General features: G+C 69.7%; 21 protein-coding genes. 2 read left to right on the top strand and 19 right to left on the bottom strand.

Annotated features, from left to right (window positions below; translation table 11 throughout):
* Nucleotides 1–59 precede the first annotated feature (59 nt).
* The 14 genes from BOSE125_RS06480 to BOSE125_RS06415 form a co-directional block, all read right to left on the bottom strand.
* Nucleotides 60–1,205 (bottom strand): hypothetical protein, encoded by a 1,146-nt coding sequence (locus tag BOSE125_RS06480; protein ID WP_159551054.1) that lies wholly within the window; start codon nucleotides 1,203–1,205, stop codon nucleotides 60–62.
* On the bottom strand, nucleotides 1,202–4,330 hold the full coding sequence (locus BOSE125_RS06475) for an RNA helicase (RefSeq protein WP_159551053.1): 3,129 nt from the start codon (nucleotides 4,328–4,330) through the stop codon (nucleotides 1,202–1,204). Before BOSE125_RS06475 ends, BOSE125_RS06480 begins: the two co-directional genes overlap by 4 nt.
* Nucleotides 4,331–4,424: 94 nt before the next feature.
* On the bottom strand, nucleotides 4,425–5,291 hold the full coding sequence (gene tatC / locus BOSE125_RS06470; protein ID WP_371300573.1) for a twin-arginine translocase subunit TatC: 867 nt from the start codon (nucleotides 5,289–5,291) through the stop codon (nucleotides 4,425–4,427).
* 18 nt (nucleotides 5,292–5,309) lie between these two features.
* The gene (gene tatA, locus BOSE125_RS06465) at nucleotides 5,310–5,606 is read right to left on the bottom strand and encodes a Sec-independent protein translocase subunit TatA (protein ID WP_159551052.1); all 297 of its coding nucleotides are present in this window, start codon (nucleotides 5,604–5,606) and stop codon (nucleotides 5,310–5,312) included.
* 38 nt (nucleotides 5,607–5,644) lie between these two features.
* Entirely contained in the window at nucleotides 5,645–7,729 is a 2,085-nt protein-coding gene (locus tag BOSE125_RS06460) for a YafY family protein (protein ID WP_159551051.1), read from the bottom strand.
* Between the two features lie 7 nt (nucleotides 7,730–7,736).
* Nucleotides 7,737–8,132, bottom strand: coding sequence for an FKBP-type peptidyl-prolyl cis-trans isomerase (locus BOSE125_RS06455; protein ID WP_159551050.1), 396 nt, complete (start codon nucleotides 8,130–8,132; stop codon nucleotides 7,737–7,739).
* Between the two features lie 65 nt (nucleotides 8,133–8,197).
* Nucleotides 8,198–9,244, bottom strand: coding sequence for an FKBP-type peptidyl-prolyl cis-trans isomerase (locus BOSE125_RS06450; protein ID WP_159551049.1), 1,047 nt, complete (start codon nucleotides 9,242–9,244; stop codon nucleotides 8,198–8,200).
* A gap of 101 nt (nucleotides 9,245–9,345) precedes the next feature.
* On the bottom strand, nucleotides 9,346–10,818 hold the full coding sequence (gene pafA, locus BOSE125_RS06445; RefSeq protein ID WP_159551048.1) for a Pup--protein ligase: 1,473 nt from the start codon (nucleotides 10,816–10,818) through the stop codon (nucleotides 9,346–9,348).
* Between the two features lie 5 nt (nucleotides 10,819–10,823).
* Nucleotides 10,824–11,027 (bottom strand): ubiquitin-like protein Pup, encoded by a 204-nt coding sequence (locus tag BOSE125_RS06440; protein ID WP_159551046.1) that lies wholly within the window; start codon nucleotides 11,025–11,027, stop codon nucleotides 10,824–10,826.
* Between the two features lie 53 nt (nucleotides 11,028–11,080).
* The gene (dop, locus tag BOSE125_RS06435) at nucleotides 11,081–12,673 is read right to left on the bottom strand and encodes a depupylase/deamidase Dop (protein WP_159554816.1); all 1,593 of its coding nucleotides are present in this window, start codon (nucleotides 12,671–12,673) and stop codon (nucleotides 11,081–11,083) included.
* 131 nt (nucleotides 12,674–12,804) lie between these two features.
* The gene (arc, locus tag BOSE125_RS06430; protein WP_159554814.1) at nucleotides 12,805–14,583 is read right to left on the bottom strand and encodes a proteasome ATPase; all 1,779 of its coding nucleotides are present in this window, start codon (nucleotides 14,581–14,583) and stop codon (nucleotides 12,805–12,807) included.
* 169 nt (nucleotides 14,584–14,752) lie between these two features.
* A complete protein-coding gene (locus BOSE125_RS06425) occupies nucleotides 14,753–15,862 on the bottom strand; it encodes a tRNA (adenine-N1)-methyltransferase (protein WP_159551044.1) in 1,110 nt (369 codons plus the stop codon).
* 32 nt (nucleotides 15,863–15,894) lie between these two features.
* A complete protein-coding gene (locus BOSE125_RS06420; protein ID WP_159551042.1) occupies nucleotides 15,895–17,034 on the bottom strand; it encodes a site-2 protease family protein in 1,140 nt (379 codons plus the stop codon).
* The gene (locus BOSE125_RS06415; RefSeq protein WP_159551040.1) at nucleotides 17,031–17,792 is read right to left on the bottom strand and encodes an HAD family phosphatase; all 762 of its coding nucleotides are present in this window, start codon (nucleotides 17,790–17,792) and stop codon (nucleotides 17,031–17,033) included. Before BOSE125_RS06415 ends, BOSE125_RS06420 begins: the two co-directional genes overlap by 4 nt.
* A gap of 144 nt (nucleotides 17,793–17,936) precedes the next feature.
* Between BOSE125_RS06415 and BOSE125_RS06410 the strand changes: the two genes are divergently transcribed.
* Nucleotides 17,937–18,824 carry a PAC2 family protein gene (locus BOSE125_RS06410; protein ID WP_159551038.1) on the top strand — a complete coding sequence of 296 codons (888 nt, stop codon included), beginning with the start codon at nucleotides 17,937–17,939 and terminating at the stop codon, nucleotides 18,822–18,824.
* Nucleotides 18,825–18,844: 20 nt separating this feature from the next.
* On the opposite strand, the gene mshC is transcribed toward BOSE125_RS06410, so the two are convergent.
* From mshC to BOSE125_RS06395, 3 genes are all read right to left on the bottom strand, one after another.
* Nucleotides 18,845–20,131 carry a cysteine--1-D-myo-inosityl 2-amino-2-deoxy-alpha-D-glucopyranoside ligase gene (gene mshC / locus BOSE125_RS06405; RefSeq protein ID WP_159551036.1) on the bottom strand — a complete coding sequence of 429 codons (1,287 nt, stop codon included), beginning with the start codon at nucleotides 20,129–20,131 and terminating at the stop codon, nucleotides 18,845–18,847.
* The gene (locus BOSE125_RS06400; RefSeq protein ID WP_159551034.1) at nucleotides 20,131–20,964 is read right to left on the bottom strand and encodes an undecaprenyl-diphosphate phosphatase; all 834 of its coding nucleotides are present in this window, start codon (nucleotides 20,962–20,964) and stop codon (nucleotides 20,131–20,133) included. The genes mshC and BOSE125_RS06400 overlap by 1 nt, the downstream gene beginning before the upstream one ends.
* Nucleotides 20,965–21,109: 145 nt before the next feature.
* Complete coding sequence (locus BOSE125_RS06395; RefSeq protein WP_159551032.1) at nucleotides 21,110–21,349, bottom strand: hypothetical protein; 240 nt, start codon at nucleotides 21,347–21,349, stop codon at nucleotides 21,110–21,112.
* Between the two features lie 139 nt (nucleotides 21,350–21,488).
* On the opposite strand from BOSE125_RS06395, the gene BOSE125_RS06390 reads away from it, so the two are divergent.
* A complete protein-coding gene (locus BOSE125_RS06390) occupies nucleotides 21,489–21,731 on the top strand; it encodes a DUF5703 family protein (protein WP_159551030.1) in 243 nt (80 codons plus the stop codon).
* 2 nt (nucleotides 21,732–21,733) lie between these two features.
* Here the strand turns inward: BOSE125_RS06390 and BOSE125_RS06385 are convergent, their stop codons facing one another.
* Nucleotides 21,734–22,918, bottom strand: a complete 1,185-nt coding sequence (locus BOSE125_RS06385) for an acyl-CoA dehydrogenase family protein (RefSeq protein WP_159551028.1) — start codon at nucleotides 22,916–22,918, stop codon at nucleotides 21,734–21,736.
* Nucleotides 22,919–22,984: 66 nt separating this feature from the next.
* The gene (locus BOSE125_RS06380; protein ID WP_159551026.1) at nucleotides 22,985–24,298 is read right to left on the bottom strand and encodes a M20/M25/M40 family metallo-hydrolase; all 1,314 of its coding nucleotides are present in this window, start codon (nucleotides 24,296–24,298) and stop codon (nucleotides 22,985–22,987) included.
* Between the last annotated feature and the right edge of the window lie 42 nt (nucleotides 24,299–24,340).

Raw genomic sequence — 24,340 nt, 5'->3', positions numbered from 1 at the left:
GAGGGCATCGGGGGTCAAGTATAGGCCGGACGGCGGTGCACAGGTCTGAGCGGTGCCGATCAGGTCCACGCCGAGGAGCGGTAGACCTCGGTGCCGTCCACCAAAGTGGCCAGGCATTCCGGTGCGGCGGTCCCCTCCTCGAGCACGGGCAGCAGGGGTGTACCCGCCCGGGTGTCCGTGCTCCACGCGGCAACCCGTCCGTCCGGCGCCTGCACACTGAGGGCGTCAGCCGCCCAGATGCCGAACGTGGCCGGGGAAGAGGGCGCGATCCGGCCCGCCATCGTGAGGCCGGCGCCGAGGGACATCGGGAGGGCTCGCAGTCCGGCCTTGGTGGCGGCCGTGAACCCGGAGCGGGCGGAGATCCGCTGATCCAGATCGGGATGCTCGAGGCTCGCGCGGATGGCCGACCATGGATCCGGGGCTCTGGTGCCGCTGCCGAAGGACACCGGGACGGCATTGGACAACAGGGAGGCGATCGGAGCGGCGAGGGTGCCGTCGGCATCCAGAACGGCCGTGAAGGACAGGCTGTTCTCCGCCAGGGTCTGGATGGCATCCTGCTCCAGCGGACCGTTCCAGGACAGGCGGTGGCGAACCATGCCGAGGGCCGCAGTCCCCTGGGTCTCCGCCGTGGACCGGAGGGCGGAGATAACCATGGCCAAGGCATCCGGATCCTGGGGCAGCAAGTACAGCTGGACGCCGGCGGAGGTGGCGCTGGCGGCCAAGCGGGTCACGGCCGCGGCGTCGAGTCCCCCAGGACCGACGACGGCCGACAGCCCCGCGATCGAGTCAGCGGAGGCCAGTGCCGCAAGATCATCGGCTGTGCCGGTCACCTCGTCGGTGCCGACGGCGCGGTAGTGGATGGCCCGGGTGCCGTGTTCTGCAGATATCCCGGCGGCGGTGCCGCAGGTGACGGAGCCGGTGATGGACATGAAGACACCGGCGGCGGCGGCGGTGGTGTGAGCGGACGTGATCGGGCCGGCGTCGTGGGCGGGATCCGAGGGCAGAACGAGGGAGTCCACGAAGGCGGGCACCACGAGGGCGCCGTCCAGATCCACGACCTGCCAGTCGGCTCCGGAACGCGCGCGCATCGAGGCCGCCGTGTCCTCGGCTCCCACCCAGGCCACGGAACCGGAGTCCACCAGCATGGCGGTGGCATACGGATCGGCGGTGGAGTGGAGGGTCCCGTTGACGAAGAGGGTGCTCATCCCTCCAGACTATCCACACCCGAGTAGGCCACGACGCCGCGACGGACGAGATCCGTAGCACGTCGGCACTGGCCGGCGAACCCGGGGCGGCCGGGCACCTTGGCCAACTGGTCCAGCAGGTCGATCACCTGGCGGGCCCACCGGACGAAGTCGCCTGCCGCGAGGTCGGTGCCCTTCAGCGTGTCCCTCAGGTTCCGGCCACGGGCCCAGCGATGGATGGGCCACACCAGTCCGGGATCCGGCTCCGCGGTCGGCTCGAGTTGGGCCCCGCGTTCGGCCAGCTGCAACTCGTACCAGTGCTCGGCGGTGCCCTCCAGCACGTGCTGGAGGGCGGGGGTGGGCATCTGCGGGATCCCGACGTTCTCGGCCCCCTTGGCCTGGAACACCAGCAGGGCGGCGAGGCCGGCCAACTCCTCCGGGTCGAGCCCGTCCGCCAGCCCGTCCTCCAGCACCAGTGAGGTCAGCAGGTCCCGTTCACCGTAGATGCGCCGCAGGGTCTGCCCGGCGGCGGTGACGCCCGGTGAGTCTTCGGTGCCGGCCACGGCTCCGGGCACGGTCCGGGTGCCGTCCCCGACTGCCACGTAGCCGTAGGTGGTCAGCAGGCCCACGAGCCGGTCGAACGCCTTGGCGATGGTGTTGGTCCGGCCCTGGATCCGGGAGGACAGCTGGTCGATCTCGCGGCGCAGCTTCCACCAGCGTTCGGCCCAACGGGCGTGGTCCTCGCGGTCCTTGCAGCCGTGGCAGGGGTGGCGCTCGAGCTGGCGCCGCAGGTCCTCGACGCGGCCGGTGCTGCCATCGTCCTGGAACCTGAACCCGGCCGCGGTGCGCTGGCCCGGCGCCGGACGGTGCTCGCGCAGGGCCGTGCGCATGGCGGCTGCGATGTCCTTGCGCTGCGTGGGGGTCTTGACCTGGATGTTCTGCGGCAATCGCGCCCCGCCGACCGGGTCCACGGGCTCCGTCACATCGTCCGTGCCGATCCGCCGCAATTGCGCCTCCTGCGTGATGATGCCCACCCGGGGGTTGGCCGGGTTTCCCGCGGGGAACACGACGACGGCGGTGCCCAGACGGCGCGTTCCCGGCACCTCGATGATGTCCCCGGGCAGCAGATTGGCCAGGGAGTCCTTGACGGCCCGTTGGCGGGCCCGGTTACGGCCCTTCGACGTGTCCTTCTCCGCCTCCGAGAGCTCCTTGCGCAATCGGGCGTACTCCGTGAAATCGCCGAGGTGGCAGGTCATGGACTGTTCATAGCCGTCCAGGGACTGTTCCCGGGTCCGGACCTCCCGGGCCAGCCCGACCACCGAGCGGTCCGCCTGGAACTGGGCGAAGGAGGACTCCAGGATCGCCCGGGAGCGCTCGAGGCCGAACTGGGCGATGAGGTTGACGGACATGTTGTACGTGGGGCGGAAGGAGGAGTTCAGCGGGTAGGTACGCCGGGAGGCCAGCCCCGCCACGGCAGCCGGGTCCAGTCCCGGACGCCAGAGGACCACCCCATGGCCCTCCACGTCGATGCCGCGGCGCCCGGCACGCCCCGTCAACTGGGTGTACTCCCCCGCCGTGATGTTCACGTGCGCCTCACCGTTGTACTTCTCGAGCTTCTCCAGCACCACGGTCCGGGCGGGCATGTTGACGCCCAGCGCGAGGGTCTCCGTGGCGAAGACGACCTTGACGAGCCCGAGGCCGAACAGCTTCTCCACCACTTCCTTGAAGGGCGGGAGCATGCCGGCGTGGTGGGCCGCGAACCCCCGGGACAACCCGTCACGCCAGCCCCAGAAGCCCAGGACATCCAGGTCCTCGGCCGGCAGGGACTGACCGGCCTCGTCCACCATCGCCTGGATCTGCTGCTTCTCCCCCGGCGTCGTCAGGTCCAGCCCGACGGCCAGGCACTGCTCCACGGCGCCGTCACACCCCGCGCGGGAGAAGATGAACGTGATGCAGGGCAGCAGTCCCTCCCGTTCGAGCACCCGGACCATCCCGGGGCGGGAGATGCGCAGCTGCCCGGAATGGCGTTGGGGCTCCCCCTGCCGCCCACCGCCCGAGGAGGCCTGCGTGGAGCCGGCCGTGCCGCCGTCGTACCGGGCGGTGGCGGTGCGCTCGTCCCGGCCGTAGGGGGCCGGGCCGGACCGCCGGCGGTCCCGCGGCTGGCGGCCGGAACCGCCGCCGTCCCGGCCGCCGCTCCTGCCCCCGCCGGTCTTGCCGCCGCCGCGGCCCCGGGGGCCGCCGCGTCCGCCACGGTAGGTGCTGCGGCCAGGACGCCCCCAGTCACTGCGTTCCTCGCGGCGCCGCTGGTCCTCGGCCAGGCGGGCCAGCTCGGGATTGAGCACCAGGCGGCCCCCGGAGGTGTCCTTGGGCTCCGGGGCGGGCTGCGCATCCGAGGCCGGGTCGTCGCTGACAGGGGCGACCTCGTCGAAGGCCACCTCGGTGGCGAAGAGGTCGTAGAGCTGGTTGCCGGCCATGACGTACTGCCACAGCGGGACGGGGCGGTGCTCGGAGACCACCACCGAGGTGGAGCCGCGCACCGTGTCCAGCCAGGCGCCGAACTCCTCCGCATTGGAGACGGTCGCGGACAGGGACACGAGCTGCACGTGCTCCGGGAGGTGGATGATGACCTCTTCCCAGACGGCCCCGCGGAAGCGGTCGGCCAGGTAGTGGACCTCGTCCATCACCACATAGGCCAGGTTCGTCAGCGTGTCGGAATCGGCGTAGAGCATGTTCCGCAGCACCTCGGTGGTCATCACCACCACCTCGGCCTCGGAGTTGATGGCGGTGTCCCCCGTCAGCAGGCCCACCCGTTCGGCCCCGTAGGTGGCGACGAGCTCCTGGAACTTCTGGTTGCTCAGGGCCTTGATCGGGGTGGTGTAGAAGGCCTTCTGGCCGTGGGTCAGGGCGAGGTGGATGGCGAACTCGCCGACCACCGTCTTGCCGGCGCCGGTCGGGGCAGCCACCAGGACGCCGTTGCCGGCCTCGAGTTCACGGCAGGCCTCGGCCTGGAACGGGTCCAACTCGAAGCCCAGGGTGGTGGTGAACCGACCCAGTTCGGTCCGCGCGTCTGCGGCCCGGCGCTTGGCGGCCGCGTAGCGCTCCGCGGGACTCGGCTGGCCGGTGGTGTTGTCCGCGGAAGGTGCCATGGGGCCAGCCTAGGACATAGCCGGTCTCTGCCGCCGACCGGGCCGGCAGAGCCCGGCGGTGACTGGCGGGCGGTGGCTGGCGGGTGGCCGTTGCCTACAGTTCGTCGAGGGGCCTCGGACCCGTGGTGAGGTACTCCTCGTTGTCCTGCTCGGCCTTCGCGGCACGCTTGGCCCGCCGCTTGTCGTTGACCAGGCAGATGATGATGGCGACACCGAAGAGCAGGATCAGCGGCATCGCGAGGTAGAACATGGTGATGGCATCCGAGCCCGGCGCGGCCAGGGCGGCGATGAGAGCGATCAGGAAGACGGTGATCCGCCAGTGTTTGATGATCTGCCGGCCGGGCAGGACCCCGATCATGTTCAGGCCGACCAGCACCACGGGCAGTACGAGGGCGAACCCGAAGGCCAGGAACAATCGCAACACGAAGGGGATGTAGACGTCCGCCGAGATCACGTTGGCGGTGCCCTCCGGGGACAGTCCCACGAAGAACTGGACCGCCTCGGGCAGGACGAGCCAGCCCAGCACGACGCCCAGGACGAACAGCGGGACAGCAGCCCCGATGAACCCCAGGGCGTAGCGCTTCTCCTTCTTCTTCAGCCCCGGCACCACGAAGGCCCAGACCTGGTACAGCCAGACGGGGCTCGAGATGACGAGGCCCACGAACAGGGCGACCTGGAGCATGATGTCGAAGGGCTGCCCCACGGCGCTGAAGGACACCGTGACGATGCGGCCCTCGTCGGAGAGCCGGTGCACCGGGTCGATCAGGGCCGAGAAGAACGGCTGGTAGATGATGAACCCGACGACCGCGCCCAGGGTCAGGCCGATGCCGGCGACGATGAGGCGGTTGCGCAGTTCCTTGAGGTGGTCCTTGAGGGCCATCTCCCCCGCGGGGTTGTCCTTGCGGGAGGCCCGGGTAACCTTGGTGCGCTTTGTGCGGGCCGCCTTGGGAGCAGTCGTCATGGAGGCGGTGACCTGCTGCTACTGCTGGTCGTTGGTGCCGGTCTTCCGACCGTTCCGCGTGCCGTCGGCGTCACCGTTGACGATGCGGCCCTCGACGGCGTCCGAGCCCTCGGGGTCCTGGCCGTCCGCAGAGTCTGACGTGCCCTGGTTGGCCTTCTTGTCGGGGCCATCGTCCTTCATCTGCTTGACCTCGGACTTGAAGATCCGCATCGACTGGCCGAGGTTGCGGGCCATCGCGGGCAGCTTGGGGGCCGCGAACAGCAACAGCACGATGGCGATGATGATGACGAGCTGCCATCCCTGAAGTCCAGCCATGGGGGGCGTCCTTTCGATTGAACGTTGTCGAGTTTACGTCACGCCGCTGGGCCGGAGCCCGAGGAGACACCCGGTGACGGTGAATTCCCGGTGACGTATCCGGTTCGGGCGCGCTGGAGCCAGTCGACTGTCGATTCGACGAGGTCCTGGGGGGCCAGCACCCGGAACTCCCCTCCGAAGCGGGCCGCCTGGGCGTGGGCATAGTCGGGGTGGGCGAGCCTGACCTCCGCGATCACCGAGCCGTCCCCCAGGACGGCGGTCCTCTCCGGATCGAATCCGGCGGCCAGGTCACGGATGCGGTGGGCGAAGTGGATGGTCACGGCGGCCTCGTCACCGTGCTGGGTGAACAGGCGGTCGTCCGCAGGCAGGTGACGGGTTTCGAAGGTCTCACCTGTCTCGCGGACGGCGGCGATCCGGTCGAGACGGAAGTTCCGCCGGCCGTCGCTCGAGCGGCACCAGGCCTGCAGGTACCCGTGGCCCCCCTCGCTGGTGATGCGCAGCGGCTCCACGGTGCGGGTGGAGGTCTCGTCCCTGGTCGCGGAGTGGTAGTCGATCGAGAGCAGAGTCCGTTCGCGGACGGCGGCGTGCAGCCGGCCGGCCAGCTCAGTGAAGGGACCGAAGTCGAATCCGGCCACAATCCCGGCGCCGGCCTGCTCCACCTCGGGACCGGATGCGGCCAGGATCTTGTCCAGCGCCGACGCCGTGTCCTGCCGGTCGGTGTCCGTGAGTCCCGGGATGCCCGCTGCGGCGCGGAGGCCGATGGCCAGGGCGGCGGCCTCTGGGACACTGAGGCGAAGAGGCCCGGAGAGTCGTTCGGCCTGGGTGATGCGGATCCGGCCGTCCTGCTCCAAGACCTCGAACTGCTGCCCGGCGAACTGCCGCTCGGGCATGCCGCAGAACCAGAGCTCGTCGAGGATGGCGGTGAGCTCGCGGTCGCCGACGTGGAGCCGCTCGGCCAGTTCAGTGCGGCTGATCCCGCCACGCCGGTTCGCCAGTCCGATGGCGTCCACCACGGCAGCGACCTTGTCTCGGTCGGTCCGGCGGTTGCGGCGCCGCTTCGGCGTGCTGAGAGTGTATTCCGGCTGCGGGGCTGCATGGGAGGTCAGGGCGCCCTCGATCAACGTCACGACGGCGGCCCGCAGCGGGTCCCCGATGTCCGGAACCCTGGCCAGGGGTCCCGCCGCGGCGATGCTCCCCGCCAGTTCCGCCGGGCGAGTGTAGGTCACCCGGACCTCGTCCCAGCCCTTCGGCACCGTGGTGGGGTTCCCGGTGGGCTCGGCACCGATCCGCAGGTGGACGGCCCGGCCGGCGGCCAGGTGCAGCACGGTGGACGCCGGCTGCCGCTGCCCGGAAACCACGTCGTGGACCGCCTGGACGTCGAAGTCGGCGGGCCGGCGCGGGGCGCGGTCATGGCCGGGGCCGGCCGCAGCCACCCGGGGCTCGGACTCGATGCGGGTCAGCCGGAAGGTGCGTTGTTGCTGCCGGTCGAGGTCCCATCCGACGAGGTACCAGACGCCCGTCGGATTGGTCAGTGCCCAGACGCGGACGGTCCTGTCCTCGGCGCGCTCGGCATTCACTGTCCGGTAGCTGAAGCGCACCACCGACTGGTCGCGGACCATGTCCCCGAGTTCTGTCAGGTAGCGGTCCGCTCCCGCCAGGCGCACTCCGAAGGCCTCGTGGTCAGAGCCGGACCTGGCCTCGAGCCAGTCCTCCCCCGCGTCCACCCGGCCGAGGGCCCGGACCACGGCATGGCCGATCTCTGAACCGGCCCAGGCGGATTCCGCCCGCATCAGGGCCAGGCGCTCCCCGTTGGTGAAGGGGACGGCCGGCAGGTACATCCGGTCCTCGTCGATCCGGTAGCGGGTCTCCCCGCCCGGTTCCGAGGACTCGAAGCCGGACTCGTCCTGGACCGTGAAGGACTCCAACGGCACGCCGATGCCCTTCAGGACTTCCTTGTCACGGGTGAACATCTTCTCGAACGCCGCGGCGGACGGGGACAGCGAGTAGGCGTCCACGGAGGTCATCAGATACTCGCGGGTGACCCCGCGGCGGCCGCTGGCCAAGAGCACCCACAGCAGGGAGACGATGCGCTCCGTGGAGCGCGCTGGCGATGCGGCGGACACGGTGGGTTCAGTTGATCCCGACGAGGTCCACCACGAAGATCAGGGTCTCGCCCGGACCGATCTCGCCGCCGGCACCGGCGTCCCCGTAGGCCAGGTGCGGTGGGATCTCGAGACGGCGGCGGCCGCCGAGCTTCATTCCCAGCAGGCCGTCGTCCCAGCCTTTGATGACCTGGCCGACGCCGACCTGGAAGTCCAGCGGCTGGCCGCGGTTCCAGGAGGCGTCGAACTCGGCACCGGTGGACCAGGCCACCCCGAGGTAGTGGCAGGAGACCCGGTCGCCGGCTTGGACGGCCTGGCCGGAGCCCTCGGCGATGTCCTCGATGACCAGCTCCTCCGGCGGGTTGTCACCGGGAAACTCGATCTCCGGGCGGGTGCGGTCGTAATTGCGCTGTCCGAAGGACATGGGTTTCTTCCTTCCAGAAGGTAGGGCTCAGATCAGTTCGGGTCGGTTCTGCGGTCCGTCCCAGCCTACTCAGACTCAGGGGACGCCGACTCCGCGGGGGCCGACTCTGCCGGTGCCGATTCTGAGGGTGCAGACTCGGTCGATTCCGGTGCCTCGGCGGGCTGGGCCGGTGGCATGGTGTGCAGGATGTCCACGACGAAGACGAGCGTCTCCTCCTGCAGCTCATGGCCCTCGGAATCCCCGTAACCCTTCGCGGGCGGCACGACGATGAGCACCTGGGAGCCGACCTTCTGGCCCTGCAGTCCCTCTGACCAGCCGGCGACGACGCCACTGAGCGGGAATCCTGCAGGTTCGCCGCGCGACCACGAGGAGTCGAACTCCTCGCCGTCGGACCACTTCACGCCCTTGTACTGGACGGTGACGTGGTCCCCCTCGCCAACCTCCTCGCCGTCGCCCTCGATGAGCGGCTGCACGACGAGATCGGTCGGGGCGTCGCCCTCGGGCGCAGCGATGGTGGGCTCGCCGGAGTCCTCGTTGAGGGTCACCTCAGGGAGGGCCTCATCCGTGACCTCCACGGACTCACCCTCGGCGCGCGCCGGCCGGACGTCAGAGATCTGGAAGACCATCAGCTGGTCCGGGGCCCCCTGGCCCATCTGGGCTCCGGGCATGAAGAAGGAGATCTGTGCGCCGACCTTGTTCTGGTCGAGCATGTTGTAGAGGACGTCATTGCCCTCCTTCAGCGTGTCGTTGAGGAACACGGCCTCAGAGCCCTGGGTGAAGTTCTCAGCGGTGACCTCGCCGGAGGCCGGATCCACGATGGCGGTCTGCACCAGGGCGATGTCGCCGTCGTTGACGTCCGCGCCGTCGCCGTCCTTCAGCACGCGGGAGGAGACCTCCTCAGCCTGGATCTCTCCGTCCACGGTGACCTCGGGGACGCCCTCTTCGTTGACCTCCATGGACACTGGCTCCAGTGCCTCGATGTCACCGGCGCCACGCGGCTCCGGGGCGGCACAACCGGCCAGAAGCAGGGCGCCGACGAGGGAGAGGGACAGGGGCGCGGCGGCGCGGGACCGGCGCGATCGAGACTGCTGACGGGGCACAGAGCGGGACATGGGATCCTTCGGTAGTACGGGACGGGGCCAGCTCCCGGCCGAGGAGGGCGGAGGGGCGACACCCAGGCCGGGCCTTCACCCGGCCTTTTCAGTCTGTCACGTCAGACTGGATGGACGCTGGATGAGTCGGACTCCCCGCCAGCCGCGTGAGGCAGATGACCGATGAGCGCATCGAGCCGATCGGACTCGGTCTGGAACGGGTCCTTGATGCTGATGGCCTGGAGCGGTCGGTCGTTGAGCTTCAGGTGGGTCCAGTCGACCGAATAGGTCTGGTCAGCCTTCCGTGCAGCCCGGATGAACCGGCCCCGCAGGGTGGCCCGGGTGGACGGCGGCGGGTTGTCGACTGCGTCCTCGATGGCGGCATCGTCCAGGAATCGGGCGGCGGCCCCGCGCGACTGCAACAGCGAGAACAGGCCCCGCTGGGGCGTGATGTCGTGGTAGGAGAGGTCGAGTTGGGCGATCCGTGGCGCATCCCAGTCCAGGGAGTTCTTCGCGGCGTACCGGGACAGGAAGCGGTGCTTGATGGCCCAGTCGATCTCGGTGTCGATCTGGGAGTAGTCGCCGCTCTCCACGGCATCCAGAGTGCGCTCCCACAGATCGAGCACGGCCGGAACCCGATCATGGTGGGGCCCGTTCTCCCGCACGAAGGCGGTGGCATGCTCCAGGTAGTGCCGCTGCAGCTGCAGGGCCGAACGGTGGCCGCCGTTGCGCAGTTCGAGTTCGGCAGTACCGGTGAGGTCGTGGGACACCTGCCGGATGGCCCGGATGGGATTGGCCAACTGGTGGTCGCCCAGGGTCCGGCCGGCCTCGATCATGCGCAGCAGCAGGTCGGTGGCCCCGAACCGGACCAGTTGGGTCGTCTCGGACATGTTCGAGTCCCCCACGATCACGTGGAGGCGGCGGTACTCGGCGGCGTCCGCGTGGGGCTCGTCCCGCGTGTTGATGATGGGCCGGGAACGGGTGGTGGCGGAGGAGATGCCCTCCATCACGTGGTCGGCCCGTTGGGAGAAGGCGAAGTGGGGTTCCGGAGGGCCGGAAATGGGTGCCTCCGTCCCAGTGGCCCCGTGCAGGCCCCCGTCGCCGGTCCCGGTGCGGACTCCGATGGCCTTGCCCGCCCCGGTGACCAATTGCCGGGTGATCAGGAAGGGGATCAGTGCCTCGGAGAGCCGGCGGAACTCGGTCCGGCGGTTCAGCAGGTAGTTCTCGTGGGAACCGTAGGAGTTGCCCGCGGAGTCGGCGTTGTTCTTGTACAGGTAGATGGTCCCGGTGAAGCCGTCAGCCCTCATGTGCCCGGTGGCCTCGTCGATCAACTCCTGCATGACCCGTTCTCCGGCCTTGTCCACTGCCACGAGCTCATCCAGGGTGGAGCACTCCGCCGTGGCGTACTCCGGGTGGGAGCCCACGTCCAGATACAGCCGGGAGCCGTTGCTGATGAACACGTTGGAGGAGCGTCCCCACTCGACCACGGGACGGAACAGGTACCGGGCGACCTCCTCGGGCGTCAGCGGCCGTGATCCCGGATGGGAGTAGTGCACGCCGAATTCGGTCTCGACGCCCATGATCCTGCGATCCATGCGGGCTACTGGCCGCCCTTCTGGACGAAGCCCTTGACGAACTCCTCGGCGTTCGTCTCGAGCACCGAGTCGATCTCGTCGAGCAGACTGTCCAGGTCAGCGGTGCTGGTCTGGCCCGCGGCGCCCGTGGGCGCCGGCGTGGGATCCGCGTCCGGACCGTTGGCGGAGTCTTCCTCGCGCTCGAAGGATGAGCCGTACTGCTGTGACATGGTCGCTCCTGATGGTGGTGATGGTTGTCTGTCGGTGAGGGGAGTCAGCGGAGTCAGGGGTGTCCGTGATGCCGTTGCGGGCCGGCCTGCACCCGGGACAGGGCCTCGAGCAGCCGTCCGTAGGAACCCTCCGCCACCGGCTCCTCGAACACCCCGGACATTTGTTCTGCCGAGCCGGCCAGCGGCTCTCGCTGATGGAACCGGTAGAGGGGGCCCTCGCCGTCCTCACGCACCAGGAGGGTGTCCCAACTGGCTCCGACCACGTGGCGTCCGAACACGTCCACCGTCCGGCCGCGTGCCCAGGCCCGGGTGTCCCGCGGAGGCGAGCCGACGGCGTCGCGGATCCTCTCGTCCGGCACCAGCCTGCGGAGCGAGCCACGGCGCAGCATCGCCTGGTAGAGCCCCTTGTCCGGCCGCAGGTCCGCATACTGCAGGTCCATCATGCCGACGCGGGGATCGTCCCAGCCCAGGCCGTGGCGCTGCCGGTACCCGGACAGCAGCTGGTACTTGGCCACCCAGTCCAGCCGGTCGGCCATGGCGGCCGGATCAGTCCCGAGAGTCTCGACGGACTCCCGCCAGGCATTCAGGACGTCCAGCGTGGCCTGGTCCCCCATGCCGAAACGGTGGACATGCCGCTCGGCGGCCTCGAGATAGACGCGCATGATCTCCAGCCCGGTGGCCTCACGGCGACCGCCCGGGACGGCACCCTCCAGGGGACGCACCAGGGGGACGGTGGCCTGCAGGGTGGGATCGTGGCTGATCCGCTGCAGGGCCGTCACGGGGTCCAGGAGCTCCACCTCCGGCGCGGTGCCGAGCTCGATCATGGAGAGCACGAGGGCGGTCATCCCGCAGCGCAGCCAGGTCGCGTACTGCGAGAGGTTGGCGTCCCCGATGATCACGTGCAGCCGGCGGTACCGGTCGGCGTCGGCATGCGGCTCGTCCCTCGTGTTCACGATGGGCCGCCGCACTGTGGTCTCCAGGCCGACCTGCTCCTCGAAGAAGTCCGCCCGCTGGCTGATCTGGAACCCGGGGCTCGACCCGGTGACGCCAAGCCCGACGCGACCTGCCCCGCAGATCACCTGCCGGGCCGTGAAGAACGGCACCAGGCGCTGTGCGAGTTCCTCGAAGTCCAGGCTGCGGGCCACCAGGTAGTTCTCGTGGGCGCCGTAGGACACCGATTTGTTGTCCGTGTTGTTCTTGTACAGCAGCACCTGGGGCTCCCCCGGTGCCGCGGCGATGCGCTGCGAGGCGGCCAACGCCACCAAGTCACCCGCCTGGTCCCACACCATGGCGTCCAACGGGTTCGTGGTCTCGGGTGAGGAGTACTCGGGATGGGCATGGTCCACGTAGAGGCGGGCCCCGTTGGGCAGCACCAGGTTCGTCAGCAGGTGCACGGGACTGCCGTCCTCGCCCATCAGTGGCTGATCCGTCAACTGCGTGGGATGGGCCGCCGAGCGGGGCAGCTGCCAGCCGCGGGCGTCCACGAGCGGGGATTCCTCCCCGTAGTCCCATTCCGTGCCCGCCACGGTCCCGCCCTGGGACGTCACGAGGTCCGCATAGGCGTTGACCACCTCCACAGAGAGCACGGAGTGGCCGGCACCGGGGTTGGCGGGGGCATGGACGCCGTACTCGGTCTCCAGCCCCATCACCCGGTGAACTCCCCAGCCGGCGGTGTCGCGGCCCGCCGGAAGCACGGCATCGGCCGGGACCAGCCCGTGCCGGTCCGCCACCACGGGCCCGACGCCGGCCGCACTGTCCGGGGGTGGGGGCACGTGCGTCACCGTGCCCCCTGCTGGGAGGCGCTCGCCGTCGTCGTGCCGGGGCCCACCGGGATCCCAGTGATGCCAGGGGCGCCGGAGTTGCCGGGGCCCTCATTCGAGGTCCTGGACTCTGCGGAATTCGGGGAACCATGGCGGACCAGCATCCGGATCCCGGCGACGCGTCCGCCGCGGTGACCGGAGACCCGGGCCCACTCCTCGGGTGAGGTGTTGTTCGGGAGATCCTCCTGCTCGGTGAACTCGTCCTGGACGGCCTGCAGCAGGTGCGCGGTGCGCAGCCCCTTGGCCTCCTCGGTGGAGCCGGCGGTCAGGTAGTCCTTGATGGCCTGTTTCTTGGCCCGGTCCACGATGTTCGCGATGACGGCACCGGAGGTGAAATCGGCGAAGTACAGCGTCCGAGTGGTGCCGTCCACGTAGGTGACCTCGAGGTACTCGGTCTCCGGGCCCCGGGTGAACAGGTGGTCCGTGACGGTGGCGATCATCGCAGCGACGGTGTCCGCCCGGCTGCCGTGACGCTCCAGTTCGGCGGCGTGCAGGGGCAGGGCGGTGGTGAGGTACTTGCCGAAGATGTCCGCGGCGCCCTCGGCGTCCGGCCGGGAGACACGGATCTTCACGTCCAGGCGGCCGGGGCGGAGGATTGCCGGGTCGATCATGTCCTCGCGGTTCGAGGCGCCGATGACGATGACGTTGTCCAGTCGTTCCACGCCATCGATCTCAGCCAGCAGCTGGGGAACGATCGTGGTCTCCACGTCCGAGGAGACGCCGGAGCCGCGGGTGCGGAACAGCGACTCCATCTCGTCGAAGAACACCACGACCGGGTACCCGTCGGAGGCCTTCTCGCGGGCGCGGGCGAAGATGGTGCGGATGTGCCGTTCCGTCTCCCCCACATACTTGTTCAGCAGCTCGGGGCCCTTGATGTTGAGGAAGTAGGAGCGGCGCTCCTCCGTGGAGCGTGCGGCCAGGGAGGAGGCCACGGCCTTGGCGATCAGGGTCTTGCCGGTTCCCGGAGGCCCGTAGAGCAGGATGCCCTTGGGGGCCTTGAGCCCGTGCTCGCGGTACAGGCCCGGGTGCAGGAAGGGCATCTCGATGGAGTCGCGGATCTGTTCGATCTGGTCCCGCAGGCCCCCGATGTCCTCGTAGCTGACATCGGGGAGTTCCTCGAGAACCACGTCCTGGACCTCGTTCAGCGGGACGACATCGAGGGCCTGGCCGGTGCGCGAGTCATAGGTGACGGCGTCCCCGACGCGGATGCGCTGACCCGAGAGGCGGTGCGACCGGCGCACCACGCGTTCCTCGTCTCCGCGCCCGACGACGACCAGCAGGCCGTCGTCCAAGGTCTCCTTCACCCGGACCAGCTCCCCGGCCCGTTCGGCCTCGAGCACGGACACGATGGTCAGGGACTCGTTCAGCAGCACGTCGGAGCCGGGGGTGATCCGGGCGGGCTCCAACAGGGGGGATGCGGTCACCCGCATCCGGCGGCCGTTGTGGACGACGTCCACGCCACCCTGCACCGTCGCCGCGATCTCGACGCCCTCGACGGGCTCGCGGGCCGGGTGGACCTCCAGGACCGTGGCGAAGGCGAACGGGGCCTCCCCGTCGAGCTCCAGGGCGGCCTTGAGCGTGGTGATCTCGTCCCGGGTCTCCTCCAGCAGGTCGACCATGCGGCGGTTGTTCCGTGCGGCGGTCTGCAACTGGTATTCGAGCGTCCGGTTCTTCTCCACGAGGGTGGAGGCGCGACGCTTCGCCGCATCCAGCTGCTGCGTCAGGCCGGACTCCATCGGCGTGGTTCCGGCAGTGGTGGGATCGCTCACGGATACCTTTCCGGCCAACCGGATCGGGGAATACCTGAGGTCAGCCTTACCTATCCATCCTAGGCCTGTCCACGAACGCTGTGGTGCGCTTGGCTGGTGGCGTAACCAAGGGCTGGGCCGGTGGACGGTCCGTCGGTCAGAGATCCGCCGGGTCGACCGGCTCCACCGGCGCCGTCGGATCTGCAGCGGCGGCCGGGCCCTCACCGGGATCCGTGTCCGCAAGGTGGCGTCGCGCGCCCCTCTGCTCCATGGACGCCGCCTCGCGGGCCGCTTTACGCGCCTTCTTGTCCGTCACGGGGCGTTCGCCCAGTGCCTGCGGGGTCCAGCGTGATTCGTCCTCCGGTTGCCAGGCCTCCACGTCCACGGCCTTGAACTCGGAGACCTTGGAGCGCTTCTTCAGGGCCAGGGCCTCCTGGCCGGTGGCCAGGCGGCGGCAGACCAGCAGGAAGCCGGTGTGGGCGACCATGCGGTGATCGGGACGCACGGCCAGGCCGTCGAGGTGCCATCCGCGAACCATGGTCTCCGAGGCCTCGGTCTGGGTGAACCGTCCGTCCTCACGGATCGCCTCCGCCACGCGGGAGAGTTGGGTGGCCGTGGCGACGTAGTTGATCCACACACCGCCCGGCGCCAGCACCGTCGCGACCGCGTCCAGGCACTCCCACGGGGCGAGCATGTCCAGCACCACGCGGTCGACGGAACCAGGTTCATGGACCGCGGTCATCTCCTCCTGTGCGTCGCCGAGGTGGATCTGCCAGGCCGGGTGCTCCCCGCCGAAGAAGGTCTGGACGTTGGCGCGGGCCACGTCCGCGAACTCCTCGCGGCGTTCGTAGGAGTGCAGTTCCCCCGCGTCACCCACCGCGCGCAGCAGGGAGATGGACAGGCCGCCTGAGCCGACGCCGGCCTCCACCACCCGCGCACCGGGGAAGATGTCCGCCATCTGCACAATCTGACCGGAGTCCTTGGGATAGACGACGGTGGCCCCGCGCGGCATGGACAGGACGAAGTCGCTGATCAACGGGCGCAGGACCTGGTATTCGTGACCAGCCGAGTTCCTCGCCACCACGCCGTCCGGACCCCCGATCAGATCGTCATGGTGCAGGACGCCCTGATAGCTGTGGAACTGCCCGCCCTCCGTGAGGGTGATGGTGTTCAGACGTCCCTTGGCGTCCTTGAGCTGGACCCGCTGGCCGGGGCGCAGGGGGCCACGGCGTTCGTTGACGCCGGTGGGGCTGGGGATGTCGGTCATGCGGCGGTGGTCCTTCTGGTGGGTGGTGAGGGTCAGCGACGGCGGCCCGTGGTGAGCCACTGGACCACATCGGGTTGGCGGAGTACGCCACAGACGGTGCCGTCCGGCGCCAGTACAGCGTATTCCGAGCCGTCCACTGCGGCGAGCCGGTCCACCAGGGGGCGGCCGGCATCGCTGGCGCGGACTACGGCGCCGTGCGTCAGGGCCCGGGCGGTGGCCGCTGCCAGGACGGACGAGGCGTCCTGGTCCTGGACGCGGGCCAGAGCGTTCTCGTCGACGATGGCCTCCGGCTGGCCGGTGGGGGCCACGAGCACCGCGAGCGTGCCCGAGGGCCGGCCCCGGACGTCCGCCACGGTGGCGGTGTGGAGCACGCCGATGGCCGGGTGCATGAGCTGGGCGGCGGTCAGGCCCGGGACCCGCAGCCGGAGCTGGGCGCCACGGATGGATTCGGTGGCGCCGGTCCAGAGGAAATAGCCGACCATCACCAGGATGACGATCAGCGGGATGTCGGCCGGCCGACCTTGCACCAGGGGCACCACCACCACCCCGACCACCAGGGCCAGCACGATGATGCGCCCGGCCCAGCCCGCGGCGATGGTGCCCTTGTCCTGGTCCCCCGTGGCCGCCCACACGGCTGATTCGACGATCCGCCCACCGTCCAGGGGAAGGCCCGGGAGCGCGTTGAAGACCGCCACCAGCCAGTTCGCGTAGGTGAAGATGCCGAGCAGCAGGCTCCCGACGCCGTCGGGGGCCCACGTGACCATGAGCAGTTGGCCGCCGAGGGCCAGCAGCACGTTGGCGGCGGGTCCCGCCAGCGCCGTCACGAGGGAGCGGCCCGGCGTGGCCTGGAAACTGCCGAACTGGGTGTGGCCGCCCCACAGGTTGAGGACGATCTCCGTGGTGGGCCAGCCGAACGCCTTGGCGGTGGCGGCATGGGCCAACTCGTGTACGAGGACCGAGAGCAACAGGAGTACGGCGTAGAGGAAGGCGATCCCATAGGCTCCGATACCCAGTTCGGGGAACAGCCGTTGGACCTGAGGCCCGAACAGCACCACCACGAACAGGGCGATGAGCGACCAGCTCCAGGACAGGTAGACCGGAACCCCGATCAGTGAGCCGAGGCGGAGCTTCCCGCGGCGGTCGGAACCGGGCTCGAGGGTGTCGCTGCTCACGAGGCAGCCGACATCCGCGCCGCCACCGTGGCGAGGTCACGGGGGGTGCGGCCGGCGAGGGTGGTCCATTTCTCCCACCGTGGGTCATCGGGCAGCGCCAGGACATGCGGGACCGCCACGACGGCCAGGCCCGCGCCGGTCGCGGACAGCAATCCGGGCATCGAGTCCTCGACCGCGACACAGCCGCTCCGGTCCAGGCTCTCGTGGCGGCGCGCCATGACATCCAGTGCCGTCACATAGGGCTCCGGGTCCGGCTTGCCCCGCAGGACCATGTCCCCCGTGACGAGGAACTCGAGTGAACCGGTGGGAACGGACTCGGCGACCACGGCGGCCAGCGGGGCGTGGGACATGGTGACGAGGGCACACGGCACGGCGGCATCCCGCAACGAGGTGAGCAGTTCCCGGGCACCTGGGCGCCACGGCACAGATCGTCGCACTCCGTTGACCACGTCCGACATGGTGTGTTCGATGATCTCCCCCACGCTGAGCGTGACCCCGGCTTCCTGGAGCAGGCGGGCCCCGTGGTCCAGCGCCTGACCCACCAGCCCGTGAGCCAGCTCTGTGGTCCAGCGCCCACCGGCGGCCTCCACGAGGGCACGCTGGCTCTCGTTCCACAGGGGTTCGGTGTCCACGAGGGTGCCGTCCATGTCCCAGAGGACCGCTGCGGGCACAGCCTCCCCGCCGGGGCCGGGCTCGGGCATCGGGGTCGTCGGGCGGTCCTGGGGGCGCGGAGCGCCTGCGGAGGATCGGATGGGCATGCCTGCCAGTCTAGTGGCGGACGGCCGGGCTCCTGACGGGGGCCGGCCCGGAGAGCTCAAGTCCGGTTCTGGTCGGGCTCACGTCCAGCTCACGTCCGGGACACGTCTGGCACCCCACGTTCACACGGGTCTAGGGTGGCCATCATGGCAGAGATGGACGGAACACCAGCCCGGCAGTCGGGGCTGCGCGACCATCTGGCCGGAATGGTCTCCGGACGCCGGCCAGTGGTCATGGTCGCGGCCTTCGAGGGCTGGAACGACGCTGGCGAGGCGGCTACCAGCGCGATCGAACTGTTGCGCCGTCAATGGGGTGCGGCCGCGGCCGGCTCCCTGACGGACGGCGACTACTACGATTACCAGTTCACCCGACCCACGGTGGTGCGCGACGCTGATGGGCTCGGCACGCTGTGCTGGCCGCAGACGCGCATGTTCCGGGTGACCGACGTGGAGGGCCTCGACATCATCCTGGTGTCCGGAGCCGAGCCCAGTTATCGGTGGCAGGCCTTCACGGCCGAACTGCTGACCCATGCCGCAGAGCAGAACGTGGACGCCGTGATCATGCTGGGGGCGCTGCTGGCCGACGTCCCGCACACCCGGCCACTGCCGGCCAAGCCCTCCAGCGCGGATCCAGAGCTCCGGGAGGCCCTGGGCGCCCAACGGCCGACGTACGAGGGCCCGACCGGGATCGTCGGCGTGGTGACGGACACGGCCGCGCGGGCGGGACTGCCGACGGTGTCCGTGTGGGCCACGGTCCCCCACTATGTCTCCCAGGCGCCCTCCCCCAAGGCGGAATTGTCCCTGCTGCGCCGGATCGAGGACCTCGTCCAGGTGAACCTGGACCTCACGCCGCTCGTCGAGGACGCCGAGGCCTGGGAACGCGGCGTGAACGAACTCGCCGGTGAGGACCCCGACGTGGCCGCCTACGTGGAACAGCTGGAGCGCGCGCGGGACACCGAGGAACTGCCCGAGGCCTCTGGCGAGGCCATCGCCCAGGAGTTCGAGCGGTACCTGCGCCGGCGCGGCCGGGACTAGCCGTACCCCATCAGGTCGACTCAGAGCATCAGGCCGAGCAGGCCGTTGGCCACCGTCCGGACGTCCGGGGCCGAAAGGTCCGAGGAGGGCGCCGCGCTGTACTGATCCACGGCATTCCGGTCCAGGGCTCGTTCCGCCCAGCGGTCCAGTTCGGTCAATGCGGCCGGAGCATCCAGGTCGTGGGACAGCGCGCGGTGGGCGGCGGCCAGTACGGCGGAACCGTCCTCGGCCGTCTCGAGTCCGAGGGCCTGGCGCCACCGGGCCACTCGGTCCATCGCCTGCCGCAACAGCTCAGGGGTCCACTCCCAGTCGGCACGGTAGTGGTTGGAGAGCAGCGCAGCGCGGATGGCCACCGCCTCGATGCCCTGCTGGCGCAACCGGGAGACCAGGACGAGGTTGCCCAGGGACTTGGACATCTTCTCGCCCTCGTAGCCGACCATCCCGGCATGGACGAAGGTACCGGCCAGTGGTTTCCCGTCCGCGGCGGTGGCGTGGGCCGCACTGAACTCGTGGTGCGGGAAACGCAGGTCCGAGCCTCCTCCCTGGACGGTGAAGGGCGCCGGAAGCAGCCGCCGGGCAATGGCGGAGCACTCGATGTGCCAACCCGGCCGGCCGGCGCCCAGGGAGCGGCCGTCCCAGGTCGGTTCGCCGGGGCGGGCCACGCGCCACAGCAGGGGATCCAGAGGGTGCCGTTTTCCTGGGCGCTCCGGGTCACCGCCGCGGTCCGGGAAGACCGCGGACATCTCCTCGGACCCGAGGCGTCCGATGCTGCCGAGGGTCCAGTCAGTGGCCGCCTCGGCGGCGTCGATCGAGAAGTAGACGTCGCCGTCGGGCCCTCCGTCCACACCTGGCACGGCGTAGGCGGTCCCGTTGTCCACGAGGGCCTCGACGGACTGGACCACCCAGTCCACGGTCTCGGTGGCGCCGACATAGTGGTCCGGGGCCAGGACATTGAGGGCCTCCATGTCCGAGCGGAACAGCTCGGTCTGGTCCGCCGCCAGGTCCCGCCAGTCCACGCCGGTGGCGGTCGCCCGTTCCAGCAGCGGATCGTCCACATCGGTGACGTTCTGCACGTAGGTGACCGGCAGGCCACAGGCGCGCCAGTAGCGGTTGAGCAGGTCGAAGGTCACGTACGTGTTCGCGTGGCCGAGGTGGGTCGCGTCGTAGGGCGTGATCCCGCAGACGTACAGGGACGCCTCGGCCAGATTGCCCGGATGGCGTTCCGCCTGGGAGGAGGTGTCATGGATCTTGAGCCGGTCCGGCTGGACGGGCAGGCGAGCCGGGAGGGGGGTGTTCCAGGATTCCATCAGGCGTTGATCACTCCGAAGCCGAGCAGGATGTAGAGGAGCAGGCCGAGTCCGATGCGGTACCAGACGAAGGGCCTGAACGAGTGGGTTGAAATGAACTTCATGAGCCAGCCGATGACGACATAGCCGACCGCGAAGGCGACGAGGGTGGCGACCAGGGTCTCCCCCATGCCATAGGCGGCGGAGGCGCCTGGCTCGCCCAGAGCCTGGAACAGCTTGTAGAAGCCGGACGCGAAGACGGCCGGAACGGCCAGCAGGAAGGCGTACCGGGCGGCGGCCTCGCGGGTGAAGCCCAGGGCGAGGCCCATCGTGATGGTGCCGCCGGACCGGGAGACACCGGGGATCAGGGCCATCATCTGCGCCAATCCGAACAGGATGCCGTCTTTGAGCGTGAGCTTCTCCAAGGGCTTGGTCTGCCGCCCGAGCGCGTCGGCGACCGCCAGCAGCAGGCCGAAGACGATCAGCATCGTGGCGACGATCCACAGGGACCGGAACGAGGTGTCGATGTAGTCCTCGAAGAGCAGGCCTGCCACGGCGATGGGCAGCGACCCGATGATGATCAGCCAGCCCATGCGGGCGTCCGGGTCGTTGCGTTCCACCTTGCCGACCAGGGAGCCGAACCAGCGCGAGATGATCCGGACGATGTCCTTCCAGAAGAAGATCAGGACCGCGAGCTCCGTGCCGATCTGGGTGATGGCGGTGAACGCCGCCCCCGGATCGGCGGCCCCGGGCAGGAATTCGCCGACGATGCGCAGGTGCGCCGAGGACGAGATGGGAAGGAATTCCGTCAAGCCCTGGACCAGGCCCAGGATGATCGCTTCTAACCAGTTCACATCAGAGAACCCTACGTCACAGGCTCGAGGACCCTGTCTTCGCGACGCACCCGCGCTGGAAGAACGGGACGAAGATCATCCCGTGGTCGTAGTTCCGCTCCTGGATCCGCTCTCAGGTGTGCTCGCCGTCCTGCTGGCAGATCCGTCAGCTGCCGGAGTCCTGATCGTCCTCGTCGTCGTCATCCTCGTCATAGACGTCCAGCGGGGTGAACTCACCGGTGGCGGCATACAGGGCGTCCTCGTAGGCCTCGAAGGAGTCGGCCACGTTGAAGAAAGCCGACTCGACCGCGGGATCGTCATCGTCACGCTTGCCGGTGGCGGCCGCCAGATGTTCTTCGAATGCGGAAACCAGGGCCTCAAGGGCCACGCGCGGGTCGATGCTCATGGCACCACGGTAGCCGTTTTTTCCCGGCCTGGCATAGGGTTTCACGGAAGCGGGCCCGCTCGTGCCGGATACTGGTCGAGGACCGGCCACGATCCACGGAGACCGGGTCCGTTGTCCCGTCAGTTCCCCAAGGAGAAGGATGCGCGAACAGGAGATCACCAGCGGTCTGGAGTCGCTGGAGCAGCGGGACCACTGGGAGTACCTGGTGATGACCGTCGCCCCAAGGGACTCCGTGGCCGAGGCCCGGCGTCGGGTGGTGGAGCATGCTGAGTACGGCAAGTGGGAATTGCAGCGCACGGTCCTCTATCGCGGCGGCGCCCGGCGCTATTGGCTGCGCCGTCGGATCATCCGCGTCCGGTCGACCCTGGCCGTGCGGGCCTGAACCTACGCCTCCGGACCCTGGACCGGCCCCAGGAGGTGGTTCGCGAGAGTCTGGTGCGCCGACTCGTCATCGGAGGGGTGGAACACCCCGGCCATGACATCGCGATAGATGCGGGACAGCTCGTTGCCGCGGTGGTAGGAGGCGCCCCCGGAGGCCTCGAGTGCGAAGTCCGCCTGGGCCTTGGCCGTACGGACGGCCATGGTCTTGTTCGCCACCAGTCGGGGGAACCACTCGGCACCCAGGTCTGCACCGGCGTCGATGTCCGCGGCCACCGACCGCAAGTGGGTGTCCACGGCCAGCTGCCGCAGGGCGGCCTCTCCGGTCTTGTACCGCAGTACCGGATCCTGGGACAGTGCCCGCCCCGAGACCTTGGACGTCCTCCGGGCCAGGCTCTGCGTGGCCAGTTCCACGGCCCGGTCCCCCATTCCCGTGTAGACGGCCGCGACCAACGTCAGGAAGGACGCGAAGATCCCGAATGTGAGCGGGTCGGCGTTCGGCCCGGTGGGGATGTGCCTCACGATCCGGTCGGCGGGGACGAGGGCACCCTGCAGCCGGGTGGTGTGAGAGTGAGTGGCCCGCATTCCCAACATGTCCCAGGAGGAGGCGTCGGCCTCCCAGCCACCCGCTGACCGATCGAGGAAGCCGAAGACCAGCTGGCCGCCGTCGGGCGTCTTGCCGAAGATTCCGAGCCGGCCCCACACCGGGGACAGGGTGGTGAAGATCTTGGTCCCGGTGAACCGGTAGGAGCCGTCACCCTGGGGCTCGGCCATGGTGTCCGAGTCGAACAGGACCGCGTCATTGCCCGCCTCGGAGATGCCGAAGGCGAAGACCTCCCCCGCTGCCGACTCGCGGTGGATGAAGCCCAGGGAGTCATCTCCCTGGCGTCCCAGGACGAAGGCCACGGCGTTCCAGATCTGGTGCATGTTCACGGCCAGCGCGGTCGCCGGTGCATGCATGGCCAGTACCCTCTGGGCGGCGACGACGGTCGAGACGTCCCAGCCCAGTCCGCCGGCCGCTGTGGGGGCGAGGGCCCCGAGGTACCCCGCCTCCCGCAGGACCTCCAGGTCCTGCTGCGGGAAGGCGTTCGTCTCGTCGAAACCGGGGGCGCGGTCGCGGATCCCGGCGAGGAGGTCGTCCGTCAGGATGGTCCCCACGGCGGCCAGCTGGGGATTCTGCGAGGTCGGCATGAGGGGGTCCTCCTGGGGTTCGGGCGGCCGGTCGGCTCGGTGGTGACGGTTCCGCCATGGCGGATGTCAGCGGGGTTCGAGCATCCGGTGCAGCACGCGGCAGCCGAAGTCGAGGGCCTCGACGGGGACGCGCTCGTCGATGCCGTGGAACAGCCCGGTGAAGTCGAGGTCGGCGGGGAGCCGCAGGGGGGCGAAGCCGTAGCCGGCGATCCCGAGCCGGGACAGGGACTTGTTGTCCGTGCCGCCGGACATCATGAACGGCAGTACCGGAGCGCCGGGATCCTCCGCCTGGAGGGAGTCGACCATGAGATCCACGAGGTCGCCGGAGAACGGGACCTCCAGGGAGATGTCCCGGTGCTCATGACTGAAGTCCACTCCCTCGCCGGCGAGTTCACGCAGGGTGGTCATGACCTCCTCCTCCTGCCCCGGCAGGAAACGGACGTCCACGGTGGCCTGCGCCTTGCCCGGGATCACATTGTGCTTGTAGCCGGCAGTCAGTCCTGTGGGGTTGGTGCTGTTGCGCAGCGTGGAGCCCACGAACCGGGAGGCCGTGCCGAGGGCCTCGAGCTGGGGCGTGGGATCCGCCTCGTCGAAATCCACCCCGCAGATCTCTGCGACCTGCTCCAGCAGGGCGCGCGTGGTCTTCGTGTAGTCCAGGGGCCAGGCGTGGTTGCCGATCCGTTCGATGGCTCCGGACAGCCGGGTCACGGCATTGTCGGGATGCACGGATGATCCGTGGCCCGGTGCTCCCGTGGCGGTCAGGTTGAGCCAGGCCAGGCCCTTCTCGGCGGTCTGCAGGAGGTAGGCGCGTTGCCCGCGGATGTCCGTGGAGAAACCGCCGACCTCGCTGATGGCCTCCGTCGCCCCGGCGAAGACCTCGGGATGGTGGTCCACCATCCAGCGGGCGCCGTAGACGCCGCCGGCCTCCTCGTCCGCGAAGAAGGCGACGATGAGGTCCCGGCGCGGCTGCTGTCCGGTGCGGTGCAGGTGGCCCAGGACGGCGAGGATCATGGCATCCATGCCCTTCATGTCCACGGCACCCCGGCCCCAGATCATCCCATCCCTCAGCTCGGCCGAGAACGGGTCCACCGTCCACTCGCTGGCGTCCGCGGGGACCACGTCGAGGTGGCCGTGCAGGATCAGGGCGGGAGCCTGGGTGTCCCACCCCGCGACGCGACCCACCACGCTGGCCCGGCCGGGGGACGATTCGTAGACCGTCGGCTCCATTCCGGCGTCCCGCATCAGGGCCGCGCAGTACTCGGCGGCCTCGCGTTCTCCCCGGGAATCGTTGCCTCCGTAATTCGAGGTGTCGATCCGGATCAGGTCTCGGCAGATGCGGACGACGTCGTCCGTGAAGTCGTGGCTGGAGGTGGCGCTCATGGTGCCACCCTAGCGAGGTGGATCGGCCCGTGTCCGGACCGT

The sequence above is a fragment of the Citricoccus sp. K5 genome, assembly GCF_902506195.1.
Taxonomy (GTDB): domain Bacteria; phylum Actinomycetota; class Actinomycetes; order Actinomycetales; family Micrococcaceae; genus Citricoccus.
The sequence above is the reverse complement of the archived record's forward strand: the minus strand, read 5'-3'. Positions and strand labels throughout refer to the sequence as shown.

Coding starts and splice junctions, on each gene's coding strand:
- BOSE125_RS06440 (WP_159551046.1), bottom strand. CDS start 11,027: ATGTCACAGCAGTACGGCTCATCCTTCGAGCGCGAGGAAGACTCCGCC.
- BOSE125_RS06385 (WP_159551028.1), bottom strand. CDS start 22,918: ATGCCGACCTCGCAGAATCCCCAGCTGGCCGCCGTGGGGACCATCCTG.
- BOSE125_RS06380 (WP_159551026.1), bottom strand. CDS start 24,298: ATGAGCGCCACCTCCAGCCACGACTTCACGGACGACGTCGTCCGCATC.
- BOSE125_RS06455 (WP_159551050.1), bottom strand. CDS start 8,132: ATGTCCTTCGGACAGCGCAATTACGACCGCACCCGCCCGGAGATCGAG.
- BOSE125_RS06390 (WP_159551030.1), top strand. CDS start 21,489: ATGCGCGAACAGGAGATCACCAGCGGTCTGGAGTCGCTGGAGCAGCGG.
- BOSE125_RS06410 (WP_159551038.1), top strand. CDS start 17,937: ATGGCAGAGATGGACGGAACACCAGCCCGGCAGTCGGGGCTGCGCGAC.
- pafA (WP_159551048.1), bottom strand. CDS start 10,818: ATGGATCGCAGGATCATGGGCGTCGAGACCGAATTCGGCGTGCACTAC.
- BOSE125_RS06475 (WP_159551053.1), bottom strand. CDS start 4,330: ATGGCACCTTCCGCGGACAACACCACCGGCCAGCCGAGTCCCGCGGAG.
- tatC (WP_371300573.1), bottom strand. CDS start 5,291: ATGACGACTGCTCCCAAGGCGGCCCGCACAAAGCGCACCAAGGTTACC.
- BOSE125_RS06415 (WP_159551040.1), bottom strand. CDS start 17,792: ATGCCCATCCGATCCTCCGCAGGCGCTCCGCGCCCCCAGGACCGCCCG.
- mshC (WP_159551036.1), bottom strand. CDS start 20,131: ATGGAATCCTGGAACACCCCCCTCCCGGCTCGCCTGCCCGTCCAGCCG.
- BOSE125_RS06480 (WP_159551054.1), bottom strand. CDS start 1,205: ATGAGCACCCTCTTCGTCAACGGGACCCTCCACTCCACCGCCGATCCG.
- BOSE125_RS06450 (WP_159551049.1), bottom strand. CDS start 9,244: ATGTCCCGCTCTGTGCCCCGTCAGCAGTCTCGATCGCGCCGGTCCCGC.
- BOSE125_RS06395 (WP_159551032.1), bottom strand. CDS start 21,349: ATGAGCATCGACCCGCGCGTGGCCCTTGAGGCCCTGGTTTCCGCATTC.
- tatA (WP_159551052.1), bottom strand. CDS start 5,606: ATGGCTGGACTTCAGGGATGGCAGCTCGTCATCATCATCGCCATCGTG.
- BOSE125_RS06425 (WP_159551044.1), bottom strand. CDS start 15,862: ATGACCGACATCCCCAGCCCCACCGGCGTCAACGAACGCCGTGGCCCC.
- arc (WP_159554814.1), bottom strand. CDS start 14,583: ATGGAGTCCGGCCTGACGCAGCAGCTGGATGCGGCGAAGCGTCGCGCC.
- dop (WP_159554816.1), bottom strand. CDS start 12,673: ATGGGGCTGGAGACCGAGTACGGCGTCCATGCCCCCGCCAACCCCGGT.